Origin of the sequence: Streptomyces flavochromogenes (genome assembly GCF_000717595.1) — a bacterium.
GTDB lineage: Bacteria > Actinomycetota > Actinomycetes > Streptomycetales > Streptomycetaceae > Streptomyces > Streptomyces flavochromogenes.
On sequence record NZ_JNZO01000017.1, the window covers coordinates 110,173 to 131,629 of the forward strand.

Consider the following 21,457-nt stretch of genomic DNA (forward strand, 5'->3'; position numbering starts at 1 on the left):
CGCACCACTGCATTCTCCGCACCCTTGCATTCCCCACACCACTGAACTCCTCGTTCCGGAAAGGAGGAACCATGTACGTACGCCGCATTCTCGACGCTCTCGGAAAGGACCCGGGGCGCGTGGTGATCCACCGCGCCGACGAGGCCGTCACCGCCGGCCGGCTCGCCGGCTCGGTGCGGGCCACCACGGCCCTGCTGCACTCCCGCGGCGTCCGCCCCGGTGACACCGTCGCCGTGCTGACCGGCCCCAACCGGCCGTCGATGCTCGGCGCCCGGTACGCCGTCCATCTCCTGGGCGCCACCTCCGTGTACGTACGGTCGATGAATCCGCGTACCGACACGGAGACCTTCTCGGTCGCCACCCAGGCCCGACTCCTGGAGGACCTCCGGGTGTCGGTGCTGCTCGTCGACGACGAGAGCGCCGAACGCGGCGACTGGCTCACCCGCCGCGTCCCGGCCGTGACCGCCCTGACCATCCCCTGGGTGACGGCCGCCGGATCCGCCGAACCGCTGCCGGCACGACTCCCCGAGCCGCGCCCGGACGACCTCGCGACCGTCGAGTTCACCAGCGGGAGCACCGGACGGCCGAAGATGGTCGCCCAGCGGTACGACACACGTGAGGAGCTCGTCAGCCGTCTCGCCCATGGCCTCGATCCCCGGGGACCCGCGACGCTGCTGTCCGTCACGCCGATCAGCCACACGACCGCGCCGATGGCCGACGCGGTGCTCGCGAGCGGCGGACGGGTCGTGCTGCACGACGAGTTCGACGCGGGCGACGCCCTGGACGCCTTCGAGCGGCACGGGGTCACCGACGTCTATCTCGCCGTCCCCCACCTCTACCGGCTCCTGGACCATCCCGCCGCCCCGCTCACCGACCTGTCGTCGCTGCGCCGCATCACCTACAGCGGCACCCCGGCGGCACCGGCGCGGGTGGCGCGGGCCGTCGAGCTCTTCGGCGACGTGCTCATCCAGGTCTACGGGACGACGGAGGCGGGCGGCATCAGCAGCCTCAACCCGCTGGACCACCGCGAGCCGGAGCTGCTCGGCTCGGCGGGCCGGCCGTTCCCCTGGGTGCGCGTGGAGATCCGCGGCCCCGGCGGCGGCCCCCAGGTGGAGCGGGGGGTGTCGGGCGAGATCTGGATCAGCTCGCCGACGGTCACGGCCGGCTACCTGGGCGACGAGGAACGCACCGGCACAGTCTTCCGCGACGGCTGGCTGTGCACCGGCGACCTGGGGCACTGGGACCGGTACGGCTATCTCCGGCTCGACGGCCGGGTGGGCGACGTGATCAAGCACGGCGGGCTCAAGCTGGACCCGGCGGCCATCGAGGAGGCGTTGATGCGCCATCCGCAGGTGCGTCAGGCCACGGTGTTCGGAGTGCGGGACGGCGACTGGGTGGAGCAGGTGCACGCGGCCGTCGAGCTGTACTCGGGGGCCGGGCAGACCTCCTGCGACCTGCGCGGATACGTGGCCTCGGCGCTGACTCCGGAGCACACTCCGGTACGCGTCTCGGTCTGGCCGCGCCTGCCGCTCACGCCCTCGGGCAAACCGGACCGCGCCTATCTGCGCTCCGTCTCGCCACCGGACCCCGCCCCGCGCGTCGGCGGGCCGGCCCTCAGCTCCCCGCGCGGAGCCACCGCGCGGGACGACCCCGTCCGCGTGAGCGGCCCGGGTCACCAGCCCGATCACGCCTCCTCGCGAACCAGAAAGGGCGTTCCATGACCGGTTTCGGCCACTTCGCCCGGTCGCTGCGGCTACGGCGGCTCTACCGCCACAGCACGGCCGGCCTGATGATCACCCCTCTCGACCATTCGATCCACGACGGTCCCGTGGTGCCGAAGGGCACCACGCTCGACCAGCTCGCCGCCCGGATCGCGGCCGGCGGCGCCGACGCCGTCGTCGTGCACAAGGGCAGCGTCCGGCACATCAGCCCGGAGCGGTTCGCCGCGATGTCGCTGATCATCCACCTCAACGCGAGCACCAGCCAGGCGCTCGACCCCAACGCCAAGTACGTCGTCGCCGGCGTCGAGGAGGCCCTGCGCCTCGGCGCGGACGCGGTCAGCGTCCACGTCAACCTCGGCTCCGACGACGAGCGGCAGCAGATCGGCGACCTCGGCCGGATCGCCGACGCCTGCGACCGCTGGAACCTGCCGCTGCTCGCGATGGTGTACCCGCGCGGGCCGCGGATCAGCGACCCCCGGGACCCGGCGGTCGTCGCGCACGCCGTGACGATCGCCGCGGACCTGGGCGCGGACCTGGTCAAGACCGTCTTCCTCGGATCCACCGCGGAGATGCTCGACCTGACCGCGGCCTGCCCGGTGCCGGTGCTCGTCGCCGGCGGACCCGCCCTGGAGAAGGAGGAGGACGTCCTGGCGTACGTCAGGGACGCCATCGCCGGAGGGGCGGGCGGGGTGGCCATGGGCCGCAACATCTTCCAGGCCAAGGACCCGCGCGCGCTGGCGGCCAAGGTCGCGAGGATCGTCCACCACTTCCCCGAACAGCACTTCACCACCGGGCCGTTCAGCGAGTCGGGCGGCGAGGAGCGGCTTCACAGCGAACGCCTCACTCCCGACCACCTCGACGGCACACCGCTCGACGACCCGCACCACGACGACACCCATCTCGACGGCCCGTCGCTCGACGGCTCGTCTCTCGACCATCTGACAGGAGGTCCGCATCATGACGGACGCCAAACTGTGCTGGCTTGACATCCGCGAGGCCGGCGCCGCCACCGCCGCCGTCCTCGAGGAGGCCGTGCACCAGAAGATCGACGGCATCGTCGCCGCCGACCCGGCCGTCTTCGCCGGTCTGCCGCCCACCGTCCGCAAGGTCCTGCTCTTCGAGGACGGCGCCGCCACCGTGCCCGCCGACCTGGGCGAGGCCGACGTCGTGATCGTCCCCGGCCCGAAGGACGGCCGCGCCGAGCTCGAAGCGGCCCACCCAGACGTGCAGTTCGGGCGGTACGTGGAGATCGTCGACGCCGACACCCTGGAGGACGCCTGCCTGGCGGCGCGTCTCGAGGCCTGGAGCGTCCTCGACTTCCGCGACCCGACGAAGATCCCGCTGGAGATCGTCATCGCGGCCGCCTCGGGCGCGCCCGGTTCCATCGTGACGACGGCCGCCGACACCGAGGAGGCCGAGATCCTGTACGGCGTCCTGGAGCACGGCTCGGACGGGGTCCTGATGCGGGGCCGTACGGTCGGCGACGCGACGGCCCTGCGGACCGCGGCGACCGCGCACGGCGGGGAGATCTCGCTGGTCGAGCTGGAGGTCACGGCGACCACGCACATCGGCATGGGCGAGCGTGCCTGCGTCGACACCACGACCCATTTCCGCAAGGACGAGGGCATCCTGGTGGGTTCCCACTCCAAGGGCATGGTCCTGTGCGTCAGCGAGACCCACCCGCTGCCGTACATGCCGACCCGTCCGTTCCGCGTCAACGCGGGTGCCCTGCACTCCTACACCGTGGGGCAGAACGGCCGCACCCACTACCTGAGCGAGCTGCACGCCGGCAGCTCCGTTCTGGCGGTCGACGTCGACGGCCGTACGCGGCCCGTCAGCGTCGGCCGGGTGAAGATCGAGACGCGTCCGCTCATCTCCATCGACGCGGTCGCGCCCAGCGGCCAGACGGTCAACCTGATCCTCCAGGACGACTGGCACGTGCGGGTCCTCGGCCCCGGCGCCTCGGTGCTCAACAGCACCGAACTGAAGCCGGGCGACCGCATCCTGGGTCACCTGCCGACGGCCGACCGTCATGTCGGCTACCCGATCAACGAGTTCTGCCTGGAGAAGTAGGAGCGCACGGAGCGCCCTGCTCCACCCTGTCGTGAAGCCCCGCCCCGGCACGCCTCGTGCCGGGGCCGGCGCGTGTCCGGGCTCCCCCGTCGTCCTCACAGCAGCCCGCATTCCGCCGCGATGCGCGCCGCGTCGAACCGGTTGCGCCCGCCGAGCTTCTTGATCGCCGCCGAGGTGAGGTTCCGTACCGTCCCCGCCGCGAGGTAGAGCTCGCCCGCGATCTCCTTGACGGTCGCCCCGCCGGCGGTCAGCCGCAGGACGTCCGTCTCGCGGACGCTGAGCACCGTCTCCCCCGCCGTCGGCGTCCGCAGCAGTCCCGGGTCGACGGTGAGGCAGCCCCCCGCGACTCCCACGAGAGTGGTGATCAGCTGCGGCAGCCGGGCCGTCTTCGGTACGACTCCGAGCGCTCCGGCGGCCACCGCCCGGTCCACCACGGACGGGGTGGCCGAACCGACCATCAGCGCCACTCCGCAGCTCGGATGGTGCGAGCGCACCTCGGTGGCGGCGTGCAGCGCCTTGCCTCCCATGGTGCTCTCGCCGAGCAGGAGCACGGTGGGCCGGTGCCGCTGGACGGCCGGGAGCACCGCCTCGAAGGTCGTGGCGAGCCCCACGACGTCCAGGCCGTTGGTGCCGTTCAGGGTCTCGGCGAAGGCCTCCAGGACCAGTTGGTGGTCACCGGCCACGACGACGCGAATGGACATCTCTCTCCCCGTGGTGACATCTGTGGTGCCTTCTGTGTGGTGAGCGCTGTGTGGTGAGCGCTGTGCGCCGACGTCCGTGCGGCCTCCGGGCGGCGGCTCCCGCGGGCCGCCGGTCTCAGCGGCTGGTCGCCCGCGCCGCGTCGGCGGCCAGGCCGTCGACGACGGAGCGGAGCCAGCTGCGGTCGCCGGCCGTCGTCGTGTCCGGTCCGGCCGATCCGCCCGGGGTGTGCTCGATGTGCCGGGCGCCGGCGGGCAGAGCGGCCGCGAGGGCGGCCGACACGGCGCGGAAGGCGCGCAGCAGTTCGCCGGGGGCGTCCGGCGCCGGCAGTACGACGACGGCGGCGTTCACCGGGCCCGCGTCGGCGGCGATCTGACCGGGCAGCCGGTCCGCCTCGGCCGGATCGCGGATGTCGATGCGGTACGGCAGGGCGAGCAGGCCCGCGTCGTTGAGCGCCTTGCAGAGGAAGGCCGCGTTGGTGGCGGCGTCGTCGCCGCGGTCCGGGTGACCGGCGCCGACGACGGCGACGATCGCCCCCGCGGCGCTCAGGCGTGTCGCGAGCTCCCGGCCGATGCCCGTGGTGGCGTCGACGACGAGCACGACAAGACCGTCGAGTCGCGGCGGGGAGGAACCGGTCTGGAGCACGTGACGTCCCTTTCGAGGAGATCGTCGAACGGGTAGCGTGATGATCGTGTGAATGGGGTGAATCGGGCCGCTCGGGCGATGGAGCGCGGTGCCCGGTTCGGATCACCGCCCCGAACGACCCCGGGGCGGTACGACCATTGGGGGACACCGTGGACGAGGTCTCGTCGCTCGACCAACACACGCTGGGCGTGTACCGCGCGATCCTGTTCCACAAGGAGCACGATCCCGAACGCCTGGCGAAACTGCTGAGCTGCACGACGGAACGGGTGGAGGAGGCGCTCGACCTGCTGACGCGGCTCTCCCTGCTCGCGCCGTCCCGGGACAGTCCGGGCCGGATGCGCGCGGTGAACCCGTCGCTCGGTCTCAAGGTGCTGCTCCAGCGGGAGGAGCGCGAACTCGCCTCGCGACAGCAGCGGATCGAGCAGAATCGTGCCGCCCTCGCCGCTCTCGCGGCCGAGTACACGGCATCGGGCCGCTCGGGCGGTCTCGACGGGGCGGAGCACCTCGACAACGTCGACGACATCCGTACCCGCCTGGAGGCCCTCGCCGAGTCCTGTACGCGCGAGTCGCTCGCCTTCCATCCCGGCAAGGCCCTCACGGAGGAGTCCGTCGAGGCCGGCCGGCCCCTGAACGAGCGGGCGATGGAGCGGGGCGTCCGCTTCCGGACCATCTATCTGGACAGCGTCGCGGGCGACCGGGTCACCCGGGCGCACGCCCAGTGGATGGCGGAACGCGGCAGCGAGATCCGTACCTCGCCGACACTTCCCATGCGTCTGCTCATCGTGGACACGGCGGCGGCGGTGGTCGCCGGGCTGCCCGGTCAGGCCCAGCCGTCCGCGCTGCTCTTCAGCAGCCAGCCGGTGGTCCTGGCCATGCGCGCCCTGTTCGAGGCCTACTGGGAGCACGCCTCCCCGCTGAACGGCCCGGGGGACGCCCTGCCCGGCGGGCTCACCCCGCAGGAGCGCAAACTTCTCCAGCTTCTGGCGAGCGGTCTCACCGACGAGGCCGTGGCACGGGCGCTGGGCATCGGGGTGCGGACGGAGCGGCGGATCGTGGCCGACCTGATGGAGCGGCTGGGCGCGTCGAGCCGGTTCGAGGCGGGGGTGCAGGCGACCCGGCGGGAGTGGATCTGAGTCCGGGAGCCGAGCCGGAGCGGGGCGGCGGCCGTGGCGGCGGTCGTGACGTGCATGGTGGTCAGTCCCTGGGGGCGATCGGCCAGACGAAGTCGTCCGGGAAGTCGATGACGCAGGGCAGTCCGGGGAGCGTCCGGACGCACGGGAGGTCCGGCATCTGCGGGTGCGGCGGCGTCGGCCAGACGAAGTCGTCCCCGCGCTGGGCGACGGTGTTCGGCGCGGTGGGGGCGGCCTCGGCCGGGGAGGCGATCGCCAGGCCGCCGAGGACGGCGGCGGCGACGGCGACGAGGACACTGCTTGTGCGGCGGGAGCGACAGGACATGTGGGTCTCCATTCCGGGTTCGGATGCGGTACGAGTGCGGCGTACGTGCGTGTCAGGAGGTCCTTGGCGGCCGGTGACTTTTCAGCCGTCCCAGCCGCACACCTAGAGGTAATCACCGCGGGGCCCCGGCTGTCCGCTTCCGGACAGGCCAGGAAGCTGCCTGGCAACGAGCTGCCTCACGGCCTGCTGGAAAGCACGGGAGAGAGCCCCGGGCGGACCCTCGTCTTCCGGCCAGAGGGCCAGGTGGGGGGCGCATCCGAGATCGTTCGCGCGCCGGGCCGGGATCCGGCCACCGGCATGTGATGCAGCGAGTTGCCACCGGCACGGAGCGGGCGGGGGACGGAACCCGACCCGCCGGACGGCCGGCGGCGAAGGGGCGGGCGGGGCGAAGGGAAGGCGGCCGGGAACGCTCAGGGAGCGATTCCGTGCGGATCCGGCACCACGGTCAGCAGCGCCGAGACGACCACGATCGCCGCGAGGACGGACACCTCCACGCGCGCGGGTGCCTGGGCGTCGCCCCCGGACAGCATCCGCCCCCGGGCGGCGAGCGCGAGCAGACTGGCCCCGCCGAACAGCACCGGCTTCACCAGCAGGACCCTGCCGTAGGCGGTGCTCAGGACGACGTCGAGGGGCAGCTTGCGCAGGGTCGTGACGGTGCCGGTGACCGCGAGCGCGGCGTACGCCCCGGCGGCCGTCCGGGCGTACCGGACGAGGACCTCCCGCCCCCCTCGGCGCAGCCGCATGGTGCGGAGCACGTACAGGAGCGTGCCCGCCCAGAGGGAGGCGGCGGTGAGGTGGACGAGCGTGAGCGAGGTGCCCACGAGGGGCTGGTACGTCTCCGGGTGGGCGCGCAGTGCCTCGGCTCCGACGGCGACGGCGAGCGGCAGGGCGGCGAGCCCGGGGCGCCGGGAGGCGGCGCAGAGGGCCGCGAGGACGAAGGCGTTGGCCGTGACGAGGACGAGGCGGCCCTCACGGAGCCCGTACACGACGCTCGGGCTCAGTCCGCTGACGGCGGTGAAGAGCAGCAGGAGTCCGGCCGACGCGGCCGCGGCGAGGAGGGCGGCGGGTGCGGACCAGGCGCGGGGCCGTGGCCCTTCGCCCGCGAGCCGGCGGCCGGCGAGTTCGCCGAGGTGCACGGCCAGACCGGTGAAGACGAGGAGCCGCAGGAGCGTGGTGGTGCCCGCGGCGGGTATCCGCAGCTCGGCCGTACCCGTCTGGGCGAGGCCCGCGCCCTGCAGGGCGACGACGAGGACGGCGACTGCGGCGAGGACCGCTGCCGTCAGACGGCTCGGGGTACCAAGGGGTCCGGGAAGCGTCACCGGACGATCGTCACCGAGCCCCGGACGGGCGGCAACTCAGCGTTGCGCCGCCCGTCGGGGCGGGCGGGTCAGGCCTTGCTGTAGTGCGCCCAGAACTCGTCCCAGGAGAGCACGCCGTCGCCGTTGTCGTCGCGCTGCTTGATGAGCACCTCGGCGACCGACTCGGTGACGTGGAAGTCGCCGTGCTGGGCCATGAGGCTCTTGTACTCCGCGGCGGTGATGAAACCGTCCCCGTCGGCGTCGAACTTGTTGAATGCCGTGCGTGCCGAGTCGATGTCCGCCACTGCTTCCGCCCCTTCTTGGTGCTTCTCTGACGGGGCTCAGATTAGCTGGCCCGGGCCTGCCGGATGATGGGGGTATGAGCGACGAGGTGGCACGGATCCTGGCGGCGGCGGCGCGCGGGGAGTTCCCTCCCCCGGACGGGACGACGACGGTCGTGCCGCAGCCGGGCCCCCGGGACGCCGGGGTGCTCGCCTTCACGGCCCATTCGGTGGTCTTCACGGACGCCGACCCGGAGTGGGTGCGGTCCGCGCTCGCGGCCACGTCGAGCGACCCGCTGGCGGCGAGCATGAACCCGGGTTTCCTGATGGCGCTGATGGCCCACACCGGCCGGCACATGAACACGATCGACCTGCTCACCGTCGCCGACGCCCTGCCGGGCACTCCCCCGCTGGAGCTCCGGGAGATCGTGGACCCGGACCACCCCCGGGTCGCTCGGGCGCTGAAGTTCCGCGACGAGGTCCGGGTGTGGGCGGCGGACGGCGGTCTCGTGGTCCTGGGCCGGGGAGTGGCGGGTCGCTGGGAGGCGGCGGTCGAGGTCGACGAGGAGGTACGCCACCGGGGTCTGGGCCGCGCCCTGGCCACGGCGGCGCGGCATCTCACGCCGGACGCCGTGGTCTGGGCCCAGCAGTCCCCGGGCAACGCCCGCAGCGTCCGCGCCTTCCAGGCGGCGGGCTATCGCCCGGTGGCCTCGGAGGCCCTCCTGGTCGCGGGCTGACCGCCCGCCCGCCGGGTCTACCGGAAGACGCCCGTGTGGCCGAGCGAGTAGCGTCCCGGCTGCGGGTAGACGGCGAGGCCGTGGGGTCCGCCGCCGACGGGAATGCGGGCCAGCTGCTTCCCGGTGGCGGTGTCGATCGCGTACACCTCGGAGTCGTAGCGGCCGGAGAGCCAGAGGACCTTGCCGTCGGCGGAGACGCCTCCCATGTCGGGGGATCCGCCGTCCGGCAGCCACCATTTCTTCGTCAGCTTGTCCTTCTCGAAGTCGAAGACGGAGATGGACCCCTCGCCGCGGTTGGGGACGTACATCTCGCGGGAGTCCCGGCTGATGTAGAGCCCGTGGGCGCCCTTGCCGGTGGGCAGCAGGGTCGGGGTGGTGAACTTCTCGCCGTCGAGGACCCACATGCCGTGGGCCATCATGTCGGCGATGTAGAAGGTCTTGCCGTCCGGGGAGAGCTTCACGTCCTGCGGCATGGCGCCCTCGAAGGGGAGTCTCTGCTGGCCGATCACCTCCATCCGCTCGGTGTCGACCTTGAGCAGCTCGCCGGAGAACTCGCAGGAGACGACGAAGTAGCGTCCGTCGGCGGAGAAGTCGGCGTGGTTGACGCCGTAACAGCTGACCGGGACGGTCTTCTTCCGTTCCATGGTGTGCGGGTCGCGGAAGACGAGTTCGCGGTCGAGCGAGGCCATCACGACGGCGTACTTGCCGTTGGGCGTGAAGTAGAGGTTGTACGGGTCGTGGACCTCGACGGGCTTGCCGGCGACGCCGGTGGCCGGGTCGATGGGGGTGAGGGTGTGGCCCCGGTTGTTGTTGACCCAGAGGGTCTTCAGGTCCCAGGAGGGCACGACGTGCTGGGGCTGGTTGCCGACGGGGATGGTCTCGACGACCTGGTAGGTGGCCGGGTCGATGACGGAGACGGTGTTGGAGTTGGTGTTGGGGACGTAGACCCGGGAGGGGAAGTTCCTGACGACCGGCGAGAGCTTGTCGGGCCGGTCTGCGGCGTAGACGTCCTTCGGGTCGAGCAGCGGTGGCATCCCGGGGAGCCCGGCGGGGGCGGCGGCGGGCTTGGGGACGGCCGGGGCGGCCTTCTTCACCGGGGCGGCGCCCCCGCCCGGGTCCCCGCTGCCGCATCCGGCGAGCGCGGCGAGGAGGGCGGCGGCGAGGAGGGTCCTGGTCCGCCTCGTGAGGGGGCGCCGCGTGAGGTGTCCCTGGGTGCGGTGTCTCTGCGTGCGGTGTGCCATCAGGTCAGCAGCTCCGTGGTGGTGACCGCGCGCAGTCCGCGGCGGCCGAGGTCGGCGAGGAGGAGGGGCAGCGCGGCGGCGGTGTCCGGGTAGCCGAAGTGCAGGCTGACGACGGATCCGGCGCGGACGGATCCGGTGACGTTGCGGACGACGGCGGTGGCGCCGGGCGAGGTGAAGTCGAGGGAGTCGACGTCGTAGGAGAGGACGTGCGGGTATCCGGCGCGCCGGGCGGCGCGCAGGACGGCGGGGGCGGCGTACTGGGTCCGGGAGGGCCGGAACCAGGTGCCGATGGAGCCGGTGAGCCGGCGCAGCCGGGTGGCGCAGGCCTCGATCTCGGCGAGGGCCTCGGTCTCGGTCATGGCGTTGACGTCGATGTGGCGCTGGGTGTGGTTGCCGAGGTCGTGTCCGCCGTCGAGGACGCGGCGGGCCAGGTCGGGGTGCCGGTCGAGCCAGCTGCCGACGGCGAGGACGGTGACGCGGGCGCCGGCCTTCTCGGCCTGGCCGAGGAGCGTCCGGGCGAGGGCGGGGTCGCCCTGGCCGTGGAAGGTGAGCGCGACCCGGGGCCGGTCGCGGGGGCCGTGGGTGATCTCGGCGGGCTGCCCGGGGAGGCGCCGGGGGGCGGGGGCCGCGACGGGTGCGGCGGCGGGGCGCCGGGGCGCGGGCGCGGCCGGGCGGGGGGTCGTGCCGCAGGCGGTGGCGAGGCCCGCGAGGGCGGCGGCCGCACCGGCCCGGAGGGCTCCGCGGCGGTCGATCGGCTTCACGCGACCATTTAAGGGTGATAGCGCCCGGTTTATTACGATTAGGCCAATTCAGGACGTTTACGGGGTCGACGAGGGCGTCCAGCATACGGACGACCCCGAGGAACAATCACGGAACCGCATAGTCATTCATTGTTTGCAAGGTGAGTGCCACACGTCACCAACGATTCACTATTAAGGTGTCCGTTTTTGGCACGGTTTGCCCCACTAGGGACTTTTGGCGGTATGGCCACCTGTCTGCCATAGTCGGTGGCACGACCCCCATTGACCCGGGCCAGGTCGACATAGCAGCCGTGGATACACCCCCCCGTCCACGGCGCATCACACGAAAGCCCCCACGCGCCCCACTACGGCACACGGGGGCTTCCGTGTGTCCGGGGGTGGTGCACCGCGAGCCTCAGGAGCGGTCGGCGACCCGCATCTCGAACCAGGTCGTCTTGCCGCGGGGCGCCAGGTCCACACCCCACCGGTCGGAGAGCTTGTCGACCAGGAAGAGCCCCCGGCCGCTCGTGTCGAGCTCGTGCACCGGCATCAGACAGGGCAGACCGCGCGAGGGGTCCCGCACCTCGATCCGGATCCAGCCACGCCGCCGCTGCAACCGCAGCGCGAAGACCCGCGCACCGGTGTGCCGGACCGCGTTCCCGACGAGCTCCGACACCAGGAGCACCGCGTGCTCGGCGACCTGCGGGCCGAGCGCCCACTGCCGCAGCACGACGTGCTGGGTGAGCCTGCGAGCCACCCACGCGGATTCGGGACGGGACGGCAGCCGGACATCCTCGTCCGCCGGGTTGCCGTACAACTCCACTGCGTCGGCGGCCTGTTCGTCGTCCGCGGCCGGTGACCACCGCGCTGCGGCGGCGCCAGTGCGCTGCCACGGTTGTTCCCTACCCTCCAGGCCCGCCATGCCCCCCATCATGGCCGCACGGAGCCGATCGCGGGGGCCGTTCCGGTGGAATCGGCCCCCACGAAGGGACGTCTGTCACCTCAGGCGAACTTCGCCTTCCCCGGGCCCTCCTCGACGAAGCTGCGCATCCCGTTCGCGCGGTCCTCGGTCGCGAACAGGCCCGCGAACCAGTTGCGCTCGATGGCGAGACCGGTGTCGATGTCGGCCTCCAGACCCTGGTCGATGGCCTCCTTCGCGGCCCGCAGCGCGACGGCCGGGCCCTGCGCCAGCTTGGCGGCCCAGGCGTGCGCCTGCTCGTACACCTCGGCGGCGGGGACGACCCGGTCGACCAGACCCAGCGTCAGGGCCTCGTCGGCCTTGACCATCCGGCCGGTGAAGATGAGGTCCTTGGCCTTGGACGGGCCGACGAGCCGGGCCAGCCGCTGCGTGCCGCCGGCGCCGGGGATCAGGCCGAGCAGGATCTCCGGCTGGCCGAGCTTGGCGTTGTCGGCGGCGATCCGGTAGTCGGCGCAGAGCGCGAGCTCGCAGCCGCCCCCGAGGGCGTAGCCGGTGACGGCGGCGACGACCGGCTTGGGGATGCGGGCGACGGCGGTGAAGGAGTCCTGCAGGGCGCGGGAGCGCTTGACCATGGCCACGTGGTCCATGACCTGCATCTCCTTGATGTCCGCGCCCGCCGCGAACACCTTCTCGCCGCCGTAGATGATCACGGCCCGCACGTCGTCGCGGTCGGTCGCCTCCTGGGCGAGCTCGCGCAGCCGGTCCTGGGTGGCGATGTCCAGCGCGTTCATCGGGGGGCGGTCGAGGCGGATCGTGCCGACGCCTTCGGCGACTTCGAGGTTCACAGTCATGAGAGGAAGGTTAGTGTCCGTTAACGCCGAGGGGCCCGGTGCTGTTGCTCACAGCACCGGGCCCCTCGGACGTACGAACGGTGGATTACTTGATCCACTCCGACCAGTCCATGTTCCAGCCGTTGAGTCCGTTCTCCGGCTGGATCTGCTTGTCCTTCGAGTTCTTCACGACGACCACGTCACCGACGATCGAGCGGTCGTAGAACCAGGCGGCCGGCATCGAGCTGTCGCCCGCGCCCCGCGCGTCCTGGAGGCCGACACAGCCGTGGCTGACGTTGGCGGAGCCGAACGTGCCCGACGAGGCCCAGTAGTTGCCGTGCACGAAGGTGCCCGAGGTGGACAGACGCATCGCGTGCGGCACGTCCTTGATGTCGTACTCGCCGCCGAAGCCGACCGTGGCCCCGTTCATGCGGGTCACCTTGTACTTCTCGCTGATGACCATCTGACCGTTGTACGTGGTCGTGGACGGCGCGCCCGCGGTGATCGGGATCGTCTTGATGATCTTGCCGTCGCGCTCGATCTTCATCGTCTTGGCGCTCGCGTCGACGGTGGAGACCTGGCGGCGGCCGATGGTGAAGGTGATCGTCTTCTTCTGCTTGCCGTAGACGCCCGGGCGGCCCTCGACGCCGTCCAGGTTGAGGTGCACGGTCACCTTGGTGCCCGCGGCCCAGTAGTTCTCCGGGCGGAAGTCCAGGCGGTCGTTGCCGAACCAGTGGCCCTCGATCGGCACGGACGGCTCGGCCGTCACCTTGATGGCCTTCTCGACGGCCTCCGGGTCCGTGATGCCCCGGGTGAAGTTGATGGACACCGGCATGCCGACGCCGACGGTCGAACCGTCCTCCGGCGTGTACTGGCCGATGAAGGTGTTCTTCGGGACGAGGGTGGTGAAGGTGGTGTCCTTCGCCGACTCCCGGCCGTCCGCGTCCTTCGCGATCGCGTGGACCTTGTACTGCGTGGCCGCGGCCAGGTGCGCGGTCGGCGACCAGCTGGCCCCGTCCGCCGCGATCTTGCCCTCGACCGCGGTGCCCTTGGAGTCGGCGACCGTGACCGTGGTCAGCTTGCCCTGAGCCGCGGTGACCTTGAGGACCCCGCTGGTGGCGACCGAGTCGGCGCCGTCCTTCGGAAGGATCGTCACGACCGCCTGGGAGGCCGCGTTCTCCTGCTGGCCGCCGCCCTGGGCCGCCGGCCCCTTGCCCCCCGCACCGCCGCCGTTCGCCGTCTCACCGCCGCCGCAGGCGGTGAGCACCAGAAGCAGCGCTCCCGCCGCCAGGGCCTGCAGCCTGACGCCCCCGCGTCGGCCGCGCCGCCCCGTCGCTCCGACCGATGCCCCCGATATCGGCTGCCCGTTCACTGTGGTCTTCTCCCCTCGCACGGCCCGGCACCGCCCGGCCCCACCCCCGTGCGCATCCACTCGCGCACACGGCGCTAGATAATCACACCGCAGGACACGAAAGATCCTCGTGAATGTCACCGTTCCGTCCCGATCGACCTGCTAAGACAACGAAAGGGGCCGAACGTGCCGGGCGGTACGAGGGGGACGAGGGCGTCAGCTCAGCGCGGAGCCGGCCTTCCACTGGCTCCACTCCATGTTCCAGCCTCCGAGGCCGTTGTCGGGAGCGACCTTTCGGTCACGGGAGTTCACCACTTCCACCACGTCGCCGATGAGGGTCCGCTCGAAGAACCAGCCCGCCGGGGACTCGGCGCTGCCGCCCTTGTCGTCCCGGAGCCCGACGCAGCCGTGGCTGACGTTGGCGGAGCCGAAGGTGCTCGGGTCGGCCCAGTAGTTGCCGTGCAGGAAGGTGCCCGAGTCGGTGAGACGGATGGCGTGCGGCACGTCCTTGATGTCGTACTCGCCGCCGAAACCGACCGTGGCCCCGTTCATCCGGGTCACGTCGTACAGCTCGGTGACGACCATCTTCCCGTTGTACGTGGTGGTCTTCGGCGCTCCCGCGGTGATCGGCACGGTGGCGAGGACGTCGCCGTCCCGCCTGACCTCCATGGTGTGGGCGGCGGCGTCGACCACGGACACCTGGGAGCGGCCGACGGTGAACCCGACGGTCTTGCTCTGGATGCCGTACACGCCGGGTGCTCCCTCGACGTCCCGCAGGCCGAGTTCGACGGTGACCTCGGTGCCCGGCCGCCAGTACGCGGCGGGCCGGAAGTCGAGCCGCTCCTTGCCGAACCAGTGGCCGACGACCTCCACCGGAGGCACAGAGGTGATCCGGATGGCCCGCTCGACCTCCGCCCGGTTCTCGATCGGCATGTTGAAGCCGAAGGAAACGATCATGCCGGTGCCGACAGTGGAACGGTTCTCCGGCTTGAAGTAGCCGATGAAGCGGCTCTCGGGCACCACGGTGGTGAAGGTGGTGTGCCGGGCGGAGCGCCGGCCGTGCGCGTCGAGCGCGACGGCGTCCACGGTGTACTTCGCGGCCAGCGCCAGCCGGGTCTCCGGCCGGGGCCGCCAGCGCAGCCCGTCGGCGGAGATCTCACCGGCCACCTGGGTCCGTCTGCCGTCATCCACCTGGACGACGCTCACCCGTTCGAGTCGCCCGCTGTCCACCTTCACCTCGACCGGACCCTCGGCCGGCAACCCCCGGCTGCCGTCCTCCGGGCTGACCCGGATGACGTCACCGGGGGCCCGCGCCTTGCCCGGCAGGCCGATGTCGATCCCGCCTTCACCGTCCGGCGCCGTGCAGCCCACGAGGCCCGCCAACAGTCCCGCCACCGCGAGGGCGTACCTCGCCCGCTTCCATACAAGTGTCACGCTCGGCCCAACGAGAGCCACCCTCCAGGGGAAACGTGCGTGCGGGTCATGTTGGGAGCCGGGTGGTTCGGGAAGAACAGGGGGAGAACCACGCGCGGGAGCGGCGGCCGGGACGCCGCCGCTCCCCGGCGTGCGGGCCCGACGAGCCGCTGGAGGCCGGGACGGTGACGAGCGCAGCCGAGCAGGAGGCGGTACCTGACCATGCCCCGGAGCGGGCCGGGCCGCCCGTGTGGCCGGGCGCGCCGACGCCGCTCGGTGCCCGCTGCCGGGTCGGCCCCGACGGGGTGGCCGGCACCAACTTCGCCCTGTGGGCCGGCGGGGCGGAGGCCGTCGAGCTCTGTCTCTTCGACCCGGACGGCACGGAGCTTCGGCTGCCGCTGACGGAGCTGACGCACGAGATCTGGCACGGGTTCGTGCCGGGGATCGGGGCCGGACAGCGGTACGGCTACCGGGTGCACGGCCGCTGGGACCCGTGGACGGGGGCCCGCTGGAACCCCGCGAAGCTCCTCCTCGACCCGTACGCGCGGGCCGTCGACGGCGACTTCGGCGATTCCGGACTGCCACCCGAGGTGTACGGGCACGTCCGGGACTGGCCGCAGCAGCACGTGGCCGACACCGTCCGCGACGAGCGGGACTCGGCGCCGTACGTCCCGAAGGGGGTCGTCGTCCAGGACGACGACGACTGGTCCGACGACCGCAGGCCCAAGACGCCCTGGCAGGACTCGGTCATCTACGAGCTGCACGTGAAGGGCTTCACCCGGCTCCACCCGGACATCCCCGAGCATCTGCGGGGCACGTACGCGGGTCTGGCGCACCCGGCGGCCGTCGAGCACCTCGTACGCCTCGGGGTGACGGCGGTGGAGCTGCTGCCGGTGCACCAGTTCGCGCACGAGGACCACCTCCTCCGGCGGGGCCTGCGCAACCACTGGGGCTACAACTCCATCGGCTACTTCGCCCCGCACGCCGGCTACTCCTCCTCGGGGACGACCGGCCAGCAGGTCGGCGAGTTCAAGCGGATGGTGCGGGCGCTGCACGCGGCCGGGATCGAGGTCATCCTCGACGTGGTCTACAACCACACGGCGGAGGCGGGCGAGCTCGGCCCCACGCTCTCCCTGAAGGGCATCGACAACCGCGGCTACTACCGGCTCCAGTCCGACGCCCGCCGCTACGCGGACTACACGGGCTGCGGCAACACCCTGCACGTCGTGCAGCCGCAGGTGCTGCGGCTCATCACCGACAGCCTCCGCTACTGGGTCACGGAGATGGGCGTCGACGGCTTCCGCTTCGACCTGGCGGCCGCCCTGGCCCGCTCGATGCACGACGTCGACATGCTCTCCCCGTTCCTCGCGGTCATCGCCCAGGACCCGGTGCTCCGCCGGGTCAAACTGATCGCCGAACCGTGGGACGTGGGCAACGGCGGCTACCAGGTCGGTGCCTTCCCGCCGCTCTGGACGGAGTGGAACGACCGCTACCGGGACGCCGTCCGCGACTTCTGGCGCGGCGCGCTGCCCGACGTCCGGGACCTCGGCTACCGGCTCTCCGGCTCCAGCGACCTGTACGCCTGGGGCGGGCGCCGGCCGTACGCCTCCGTCAACTTCGTCACCGCGCACGACGGCTTCACCCTGCGGGACCTCGTCACGTACGAACGCAAGCACAACGAGGCCAACGGCGAGGGCAACCGCGACGGCACCCACGACAACCGCTCCTGGAACTGCGGGGTGGAGGGCGAGACCGACGACCCCGGCATCAACGCCCTCCGTCTCCGCCAGCAGCGCAACCTCCTCACCACCCTGCTCCTCTCCACCGGCGTCCCGATGCTCGTCGCCGGCGACGAGATGGGCCGCACCCAGGGCGGCAACAACAACGCCTACTGCCAGGACAACGCCATCGGCTGGCTCGACTGGACCCTCCCGGACGCCCCCGGCCGGGCCCAGCTCCTCGCCCTGACGCGCCGGCTCCTCGCCCTCCGCCACGACCATCCGGTCCTGCGCCGCCGCGCCTTCTTCTCCGGTCGCCCCCAGGGCGCGGACGGGCTGCGGGACCTGGCCTGGTTCACCGCGGAGGGCGCCGAGATGACGGAACCCGACTGGTACGCGCCCACGGCCACGCTCGGCCTCTATCTCTCGGGCCGCGACATACCGGGCCGGGACGAGCGCGGCGAGCAGATCACCGACGACAGCTTCCTCGCCGTCCTCCACGCGGGCTCCCGCCCCCTGGACTTCCGCCTCCCCGGCCCCCCGTGGGCGGAGACGTACGAACTGGTCGTGGACACGGGCGTCGACGACCAGTCGGCGCCACCGGGCACGGAACACCCGGGCGGCGGGACGATCACGGTGGCGGCCAGGTCGGTGGTACTGCTGCGGGTGCGGGCGTGAGGTGCCGGGGCCGGAGCCCCGGCCCCGTGGCCGGTGCGCTGCTCAGCCGCGCCCGAGGATCCCCCGGTCGTAACCCGCGGCGACTGCGGACGCGCGGTCGTTCACCAGCAGCTTGGCGTAGATGTGGGTGAGGTGGGTCTTCACGGTGGCCTCGCTGATGAAGAGCTCCGCCGCGATCGCGCGGTTCGCCGTCCCCTTCGCGACGAGCGCGAGGATCTCGGCCTCACGGGCGGAGAGCACCCGGTCGGTGACGGCGGGGGTTCGGACGGCCGTGACCAGACGCGAGGCGACGGCCGGGGAGAGGACGGTACGGCCCTCGGCGGCGGCCCGCACGGCGGCGAACAGCTCCTCCCGGGGCGCGTCCTTGAGGAGGTAGCCGGTGGCGCCCGCCTCGATCGCCGGGAGCGTGTCGGTGTCCGTGTCGTACGTGGTGAGGACGAGGACGCGGGAGCGGGCACCGCGCCGGGTGAGCTCGGCGATGGCGTCGACGCCGTTGCCGCCGGGCATGCGCAGGTCCATGAGCACGACGTCGGGATCGAGCTCTAGGGCGAGTCCGACTCCTCGCACGCCGTCGGGGGCCTCGCCGACGACACGGAAGCCGGAGCCCTCGGCGGTGAACATGCCGCGCAGGCCGTCCCGCACGACGGGGTGGTCGTCGACGATCAGAAGCGTGATGTCCGTCATGGCGTGCCCAACGGTACGCGAGCGGAGACCGCCGTGCCCTCGCCCGGAGCGGTCTCCACGGCGACGGAGCCGGCGAGGCGCTCGGCGCGGGCCCGCATGCCGTCGAGGCCGAACCCGCCGCCGTCGCACCCGCGTCCGGGCCGTGCCAGCGGGTCGAAGCCCCGGCCGTCGTCCCGTACGTCCAGGGTGATCTCGTCCCCCATGTAGGAGAGGGTCACGCCGGCGCGGGCGGCCCCGGAGTGACGGGCCGCGTTGGACAGGGCCTCCTGGGCGATCCGCAGCAGCGTGGCGGCGACCTCGTCGTGGAGCGGCTCCTCGGTCCCGGTCACGGTGAACCGGGCGTCGACACCGGTGCGTTCCGCCCACTCGGCGACCGTCTTGCGCAGCGCCTCCGGCAGGGCGTCGTGCTCCAGGGCGGCCGGGCCCAGGTTCCGCACGGAACGGCGGGCCTCGCCGAGGCTGTGCCGGGCGAGGCCGGCGGCCCTCCGCAGGTGCGCCTCGGCGCGCTCCCGGTCGGGGGTGGCGTGCGCGGCCTGGAGCTGGGTGATGACCCCCGTGAGTCCCTGGGCGATGGTGTCGTGGATCTCGGCGGCGAGCCGCCGCCGCTCGTCGGCGATCCCGGCCTCGCGGGCCTGGAGGAGCAGCTGGGCCTGGAGTGCGGCGTTCTCGGCGAGGGCCTGTTCGAGGCGGCTGTTGGCACGGCCGAGTTCGGCGATGGTGGCGGCGCGCTCGGCGGCCTTCTCCGCGTCCTTGGTCGCGAGGTGCGAGAAGCCCATGGCCAGGCAGGCGTTCAGGGCGAACAGGCCGCCGAAGGCGAGCCACTGCGTGAGCGAGGCGGGCGGCAGTCCGCCGGACTGCGAGCCGGCCATGGTGACGGCGGTGGCGAGGAGTCCGGCGTGGGCGAGACGGCGGGGCAGCAGATGAACGGCGTCGAAGTAGCCGACGCAGGCGTAGATCGCGAAGAACGGGTTGAGCCAGGTCAGCGCGAAGGCGAGGGCGGTACGGAGGGCGAAGTGGACGACGGGGGCGGGCCCCGGCACTCCCGGCACGAGAACGGGTCCGCCGTCGGGCGGCTCGGACCCCCACCCGGTGGCCGCGACCACCCGACGGCAGCGGTGGTCCCACAGCACGTGGAGGAGGAGCGCGGCCGCCATCAGGACACCGGCCGTCACCCGCTCCGTACGGTCCATGAACACGTCCGCCGACGCCGCCGCGATCGCCGTGGCGACCCCGAGCAGTCCGTACGGCCCCCAGCGGAAGAACTGACGCCAGCGCTCCTCGACGGTGGTGGGCACCCCGCCGCCCCCTCTCACTCCCAGCGGAACCAGCGCACCGAGGCGCCGGTCAGGACGGCCGTCCACAGGGCCAGCACCCCGAGCTCCGTCCAGCCGGGCCAGCCGCCCGAGGCGGCCGCGTCGAGGGCCTGCGAGGCGGCGCCGAACGGACTGAGCCCGACGATCCGCTGCAGCGTATCCGGCATGGCCTGGACCGGCACCCAGACGCCTGCCGTGAACATGGCGGGGAAGGCGACGGCCGAGCCGACGGCGTAGGCGATGCCCTGGGTCCGGGAGACCGCGCACACGGTGGCGCCGAGGGCCAGACCGGCCGCCACGGTCAGCAGCAGGGCGAGGACGTATGCCACGAGGTTCCCCGGCAGGGCGACGCCGAAGGCGAGCCGCCCCACCGTGATCACCAGCACCGCGGAGACCAGGGTGGCCGCGGCGTACAGCGCGATCTGGGCGGCGAGCAGCGTCGCGGGCCGGACCGGGGTGGTGGACATGCGGCGCAGGATGCCGCGTTCGCGGTAGCCGGAGAGGACCGCGGGCATGGACTGGACCGCGGCCATGATGAGGGCGAAGAGAACGGAGACGGGGACGTAGAGGTCGATGACGCGGCGACCGCCGAGGTCCTCGGAGGCCTCCCGGAAGGAAGGGATCAGACCGAGGATCACGGTCAGCACGGTCGGTGAGGCCATCACCCAGAACAGGGCGCCGGGTTCGCGGGTGAAGAGGCGGATCTCGGTCCGCAGGACGGCCGCGGCGGGGCTGGTGGTGCTCATCGGAGTTCGGATCCCGTCAGGTCGAGGTAGGCGTCGTCGAGGGTGGCGTCGGCGACCCGGAGCTGCCCGGCCGTGACGCCCCGGCGGGCGAGGAGGGAGACGAAGGCGGCGACGGTCTCCTCCGTGCCGCTGACGATGGTCCGGCGGTCCTTCGTCGCGACGGAGGCGGCCCCGGGCAGCGCCCGCAGGTCCGCGGGATCGAGCGGGGTGCCGGCGGCGAAGGAGATCTCCTTGGCGGCGGCGGACCGCCCGATGAGCCCCTCCGGGGTGTCGAGCGCGGCGATCCGGCCCCGGTCGAGGACGGCGATCCGGTCGCAGAGGCGCTGCGCCTCCTCCATGAAGTGGGTGACGAGCAGGACGGTCACCCCGCTGTCCCTGATCGATTCGACGAGCTCCCAGGCCTCGCGGCGGGCCCGCGGGTCGAGGCCGGTGGTGAGCTCGTCGAGGACCACGACCCGGGGGTCGCCGAGGAGTGCGAGAGCGATGAAGACCCGCTGCTTCTGTCCGCCCGACAGCTTCCCGAACCGGGTCCTCAGGTGGGGCAGCAGCCCGAGCCGCTCGGCGAGCGCGTGCCGGTCGGCGGGCCGCTCGTAGAAGGAGGCGTACAGGTCGAGCGCCTCGCGAACGGTCAGTCTGGCCTGGAGCTCGCTCTCCTGCAGCTGGACCCCGAGGACCCCGGTGAGTTCGGAGCGCTGGGTCGTGGGGTCGTACCCGCAGACCCGCACCCGCCCCTCGTCGGGGGTCCGCAGCCCCTCGACGCACTCCACGGTGGTGGTCTTGCCGGCGCCGTTGGGGCCGAGGATCCCGAAGATCTCTCCCTCGCCGACGTCGAAGGAGACCCCGTCGACGACCTTCCGGCCGCCGTACGTCTTGTGCAGTCCCTGCACCTCGATCGCTGTCATGCCCCAAGGCTGT

21 protein-coding genes are annotated in these 21,457 nt (G+C 72.5%); 6 read left to right on the top strand and 15 right to left on the bottom strand.

What is annotated here, in order from left to right; translation table 11 throughout:
* Positions 1-71: 71 nt before the first annotated feature.
* The 3 genes from IF00_RS0121505 to IF00_RS0121515 are packed head-to-tail and all read left to right on the top strand — an operon-like array spanning position 72 to position 3,794.
* A complete protein-coding gene (locus IF00_RS0121505) occupies positions 72-1,721 on the top strand; it encodes a class I adenylate-forming enzyme family protein (RefSeq protein WP_063740677.1) in 1,650 nt (549 codons plus the stop codon).
* Positions 1,718-2,707: a 2-amino-3,7-dideoxy-D-threo-hept-6-ulosonate synthase gene (locus IF00_RS0121510; protein ID WP_030320417.1), complete on the top strand. Its 990-nt coding sequence runs from the start codon at positions 1,718-1,720 to the stop codon at positions 2,705-2,707. The genes IF00_RS0121505 and IF00_RS0121510 overlap by 4 nt, the downstream gene beginning before the upstream one ends.
* The gene (locus IF00_RS0121515; protein ID WP_030320419.1) at positions 2,679-3,794 is read left to right on the top strand and encodes a 3-dehydroquinate synthase II family protein; all 1,116 of its coding nucleotides are present in this window, start codon (positions 2,679-2,681) and stop codon (positions 3,792-3,794) included. Before IF00_RS0121510 ends, IF00_RS0121515 begins: the two co-directional genes overlap by 29 nt.
* A gap of 95 nt (positions 3,795-3,889) precedes the next feature.
* Here IF00_RS0121515 and IF00_RS0121520 read toward each other — a convergent pair whose 3' ends face one another.
* On the bottom strand, positions 3,890-4,495 hold the full coding sequence (locus IF00_RS0121520; protein ID WP_030320420.1) for a response regulator transcription factor: 606 nt from the start codon (positions 4,493-4,495) through the stop codon (positions 3,890-3,892).
* A gap of 115 nt (positions 4,496-4,610) precedes the next feature.
* Positions 4,611-5,138 (bottom strand): SDR family NAD(P)-dependent oxidoreductase, encoded by a 528-nt coding sequence (locus tag IF00_RS0121525; RefSeq protein ID WP_030320421.1) that lies wholly within the window; start codon positions 5,136-5,138, stop codon positions 4,611-4,613.
* 149 nt (positions 5,139-5,287) lie between these two features.
* On the opposite strand from IF00_RS0121525, the gene IF00_RS0121530 reads away from it, so the two are divergent.
* On the top strand, positions 5,288-6,271 hold the full coding sequence (locus tag IF00_RS0121530; RefSeq protein ID WP_030320423.1) for a helix-turn-helix transcriptional regulator: 984 nt from the start codon (positions 5,288-5,290) through the stop codon (positions 6,269-6,271).
* Between the two features lie 61 nt (positions 6,272-6,332).
* Here the strand turns inward: IF00_RS0121530 and IF00_RS0121535 are convergent, their stop codons facing one another.
* The 3 genes from IF00_RS0121535 to IF00_RS0121545 form a co-directional block, all read right to left on the bottom strand.
* Complete coding sequence (locus tag IF00_RS0121535) at positions 6,333-6,593, bottom strand: hypothetical protein (RefSeq protein ID WP_030320425.1); 261 nt, start codon at positions 6,591-6,593, stop codon at positions 6,333-6,335.
* 410 nt (positions 6,594-7,003) lie between these two features.
* The gene (locus tag IF00_RS0121540; RefSeq protein ID WP_030320426.1) at positions 7,004-7,912 is read right to left on the bottom strand and encodes a CopD family protein; all 909 of its coding nucleotides are present in this window, start codon (positions 7,910-7,912) and stop codon (positions 7,004-7,006) included.
* A gap of 68 nt (positions 7,913-7,980) precedes the next feature.
* Positions 7,981-8,196, bottom strand: a complete 216-nt coding sequence (locus tag IF00_RS0121545) for an EF-hand domain-containing protein (protein ID WP_030320427.1) — start codon at positions 8,194-8,196, stop codon at positions 7,981-7,983.
* Positions 8,197-8,270: 74 nt separating this feature from the next.
* Here IF00_RS0121545 and IF00_RS0121550 point away from each other — a divergent pair, with 74 nt between their 5' ends.
* A complete protein-coding gene (locus IF00_RS0121550) occupies positions 8,271-8,909 on the top strand; it encodes a GNAT family N-acetyltransferase (protein ID WP_030320428.1) in 639 nt (212 codons plus the stop codon).
* Positions 8,910-8,926: 17 nt separating this feature from the next.
* Here IF00_RS0121550 and IF00_RS0121555 read toward each other — a convergent pair whose 3' ends face one another.
* The 6 genes from IF00_RS0121555 to IF00_RS0121580 form a co-directional block, all read right to left on the bottom strand.
* Entirely contained in the window at positions 8,927-10,150 is a 1,224-nt protein-coding gene (locus IF00_RS0121555; RefSeq protein ID WP_030320430.1) for a YncE family protein, read from the bottom strand.
* Complete coding sequence (locus IF00_RS0121560; protein ID WP_030320432.1) at positions 10,150-10,911, bottom strand: polysaccharide deacetylase family protein; 762 nt, start codon at positions 10,909-10,911, stop codon at positions 10,150-10,152. The genes IF00_RS0121555 and IF00_RS0121560 overlap by 1 nt, the downstream gene beginning before the upstream one ends.
* Positions 10,912-11,305: 394 nt before the next feature.
* Positions 11,306-11,812: an ATP-binding protein gene (locus IF00_RS0121565; RefSeq protein WP_030320434.1), complete on the bottom strand. Its 507-nt coding sequence runs from the start codon at positions 11,810-11,812 to the stop codon at positions 11,306-11,308.
* Positions 11,813-11,892: 80 nt separating this feature from the next.
* Entirely contained in the window at positions 11,893-12,660 is a 768-nt protein-coding gene (locus tag IF00_RS0121570; protein ID WP_030320435.1) for an enoyl-CoA hydratase/isomerase family protein, read from the bottom strand.
* Between the two features lie 85 nt (positions 12,661-12,745).
* Positions 12,746-14,011: a L,D-transpeptidase gene (locus IF00_RS0121575; protein ID WP_078944796.1), complete on the bottom strand. Its 1,266-nt coding sequence runs from the start codon at positions 14,009-14,011 to the stop codon at positions 12,746-12,748.
* Between the two features lie 195 nt (positions 14,012-14,206).
* Positions 14,207-15,385 carry a L,D-transpeptidase gene (locus IF00_RS0121580; RefSeq protein WP_388306290.1) on the bottom strand — a complete coding sequence of 393 codons (1,179 nt, stop codon included), beginning with the start codon at positions 15,383-15,385 and terminating at the stop codon, positions 14,207-14,209.
* A 203-nt stretch (positions 15,386-15,588) separates the two neighbouring features.
* Here IF00_RS0121580 and glgX point away from each other — a divergent pair, with 203 nt between their 5' ends.
* Positions 15,589-17,799 carry a glycogen debranching protein GlgX gene (gene glgX, locus IF00_RS0121585; protein WP_030320443.1) on the top strand — a complete coding sequence of 737 codons (2,211 nt, stop codon included), beginning with the start codon at positions 15,589-15,591 and terminating at the stop codon, positions 17,797-17,799.
* Between the two features lie 42 nt (positions 17,800-17,841).
* Here the strand turns inward: glgX and IF00_RS0121590 are convergent, their stop codons facing one another.
* From IF00_RS0121590 to IF00_RS0121605, 4 genes are read right to left on the bottom strand one after another with little or no spacing between them, the layout of a single operon-like run.
* Positions 17,842-18,483: a response regulator gene (locus tag IF00_RS0121590; RefSeq protein ID WP_030320446.1), complete on the bottom strand. Its 642-nt coding sequence runs from the start codon at positions 18,481-18,483 to the stop codon at positions 17,842-17,844.
* The gene (locus IF00_RS0121595; RefSeq protein WP_106975853.1) at positions 18,480-19,778 is read right to left on the bottom strand and encodes a sensor histidine kinase; all 1,299 of its coding nucleotides are present in this window, start codon (positions 19,776-19,778) and stop codon (positions 18,480-18,482) included. Before IF00_RS0121595 ends, IF00_RS0121590 begins: the two co-directional genes overlap by 4 nt.
* A gap of 14 nt (positions 19,779-19,792) precedes the next feature.
* Entirely contained in the window at positions 19,793-20,542 is a 750-nt protein-coding gene (locus IF00_RS0121600) for an ABC transporter permease (RefSeq protein WP_030320449.1), read from the bottom strand.
* Positions 20,539-21,444: an ABC transporter ATP-binding protein gene (locus IF00_RS0121605; RefSeq protein WP_030320451.1), complete on the bottom strand. Its 906-nt coding sequence runs from the start codon at positions 21,442-21,444 to the stop codon at positions 20,539-20,541. The genes IF00_RS0121600 and IF00_RS0121605 overlap by 4 nt, the downstream gene beginning before the upstream one ends.
* Positions 21,445-21,457 lie beyond the last annotated feature (13 nt).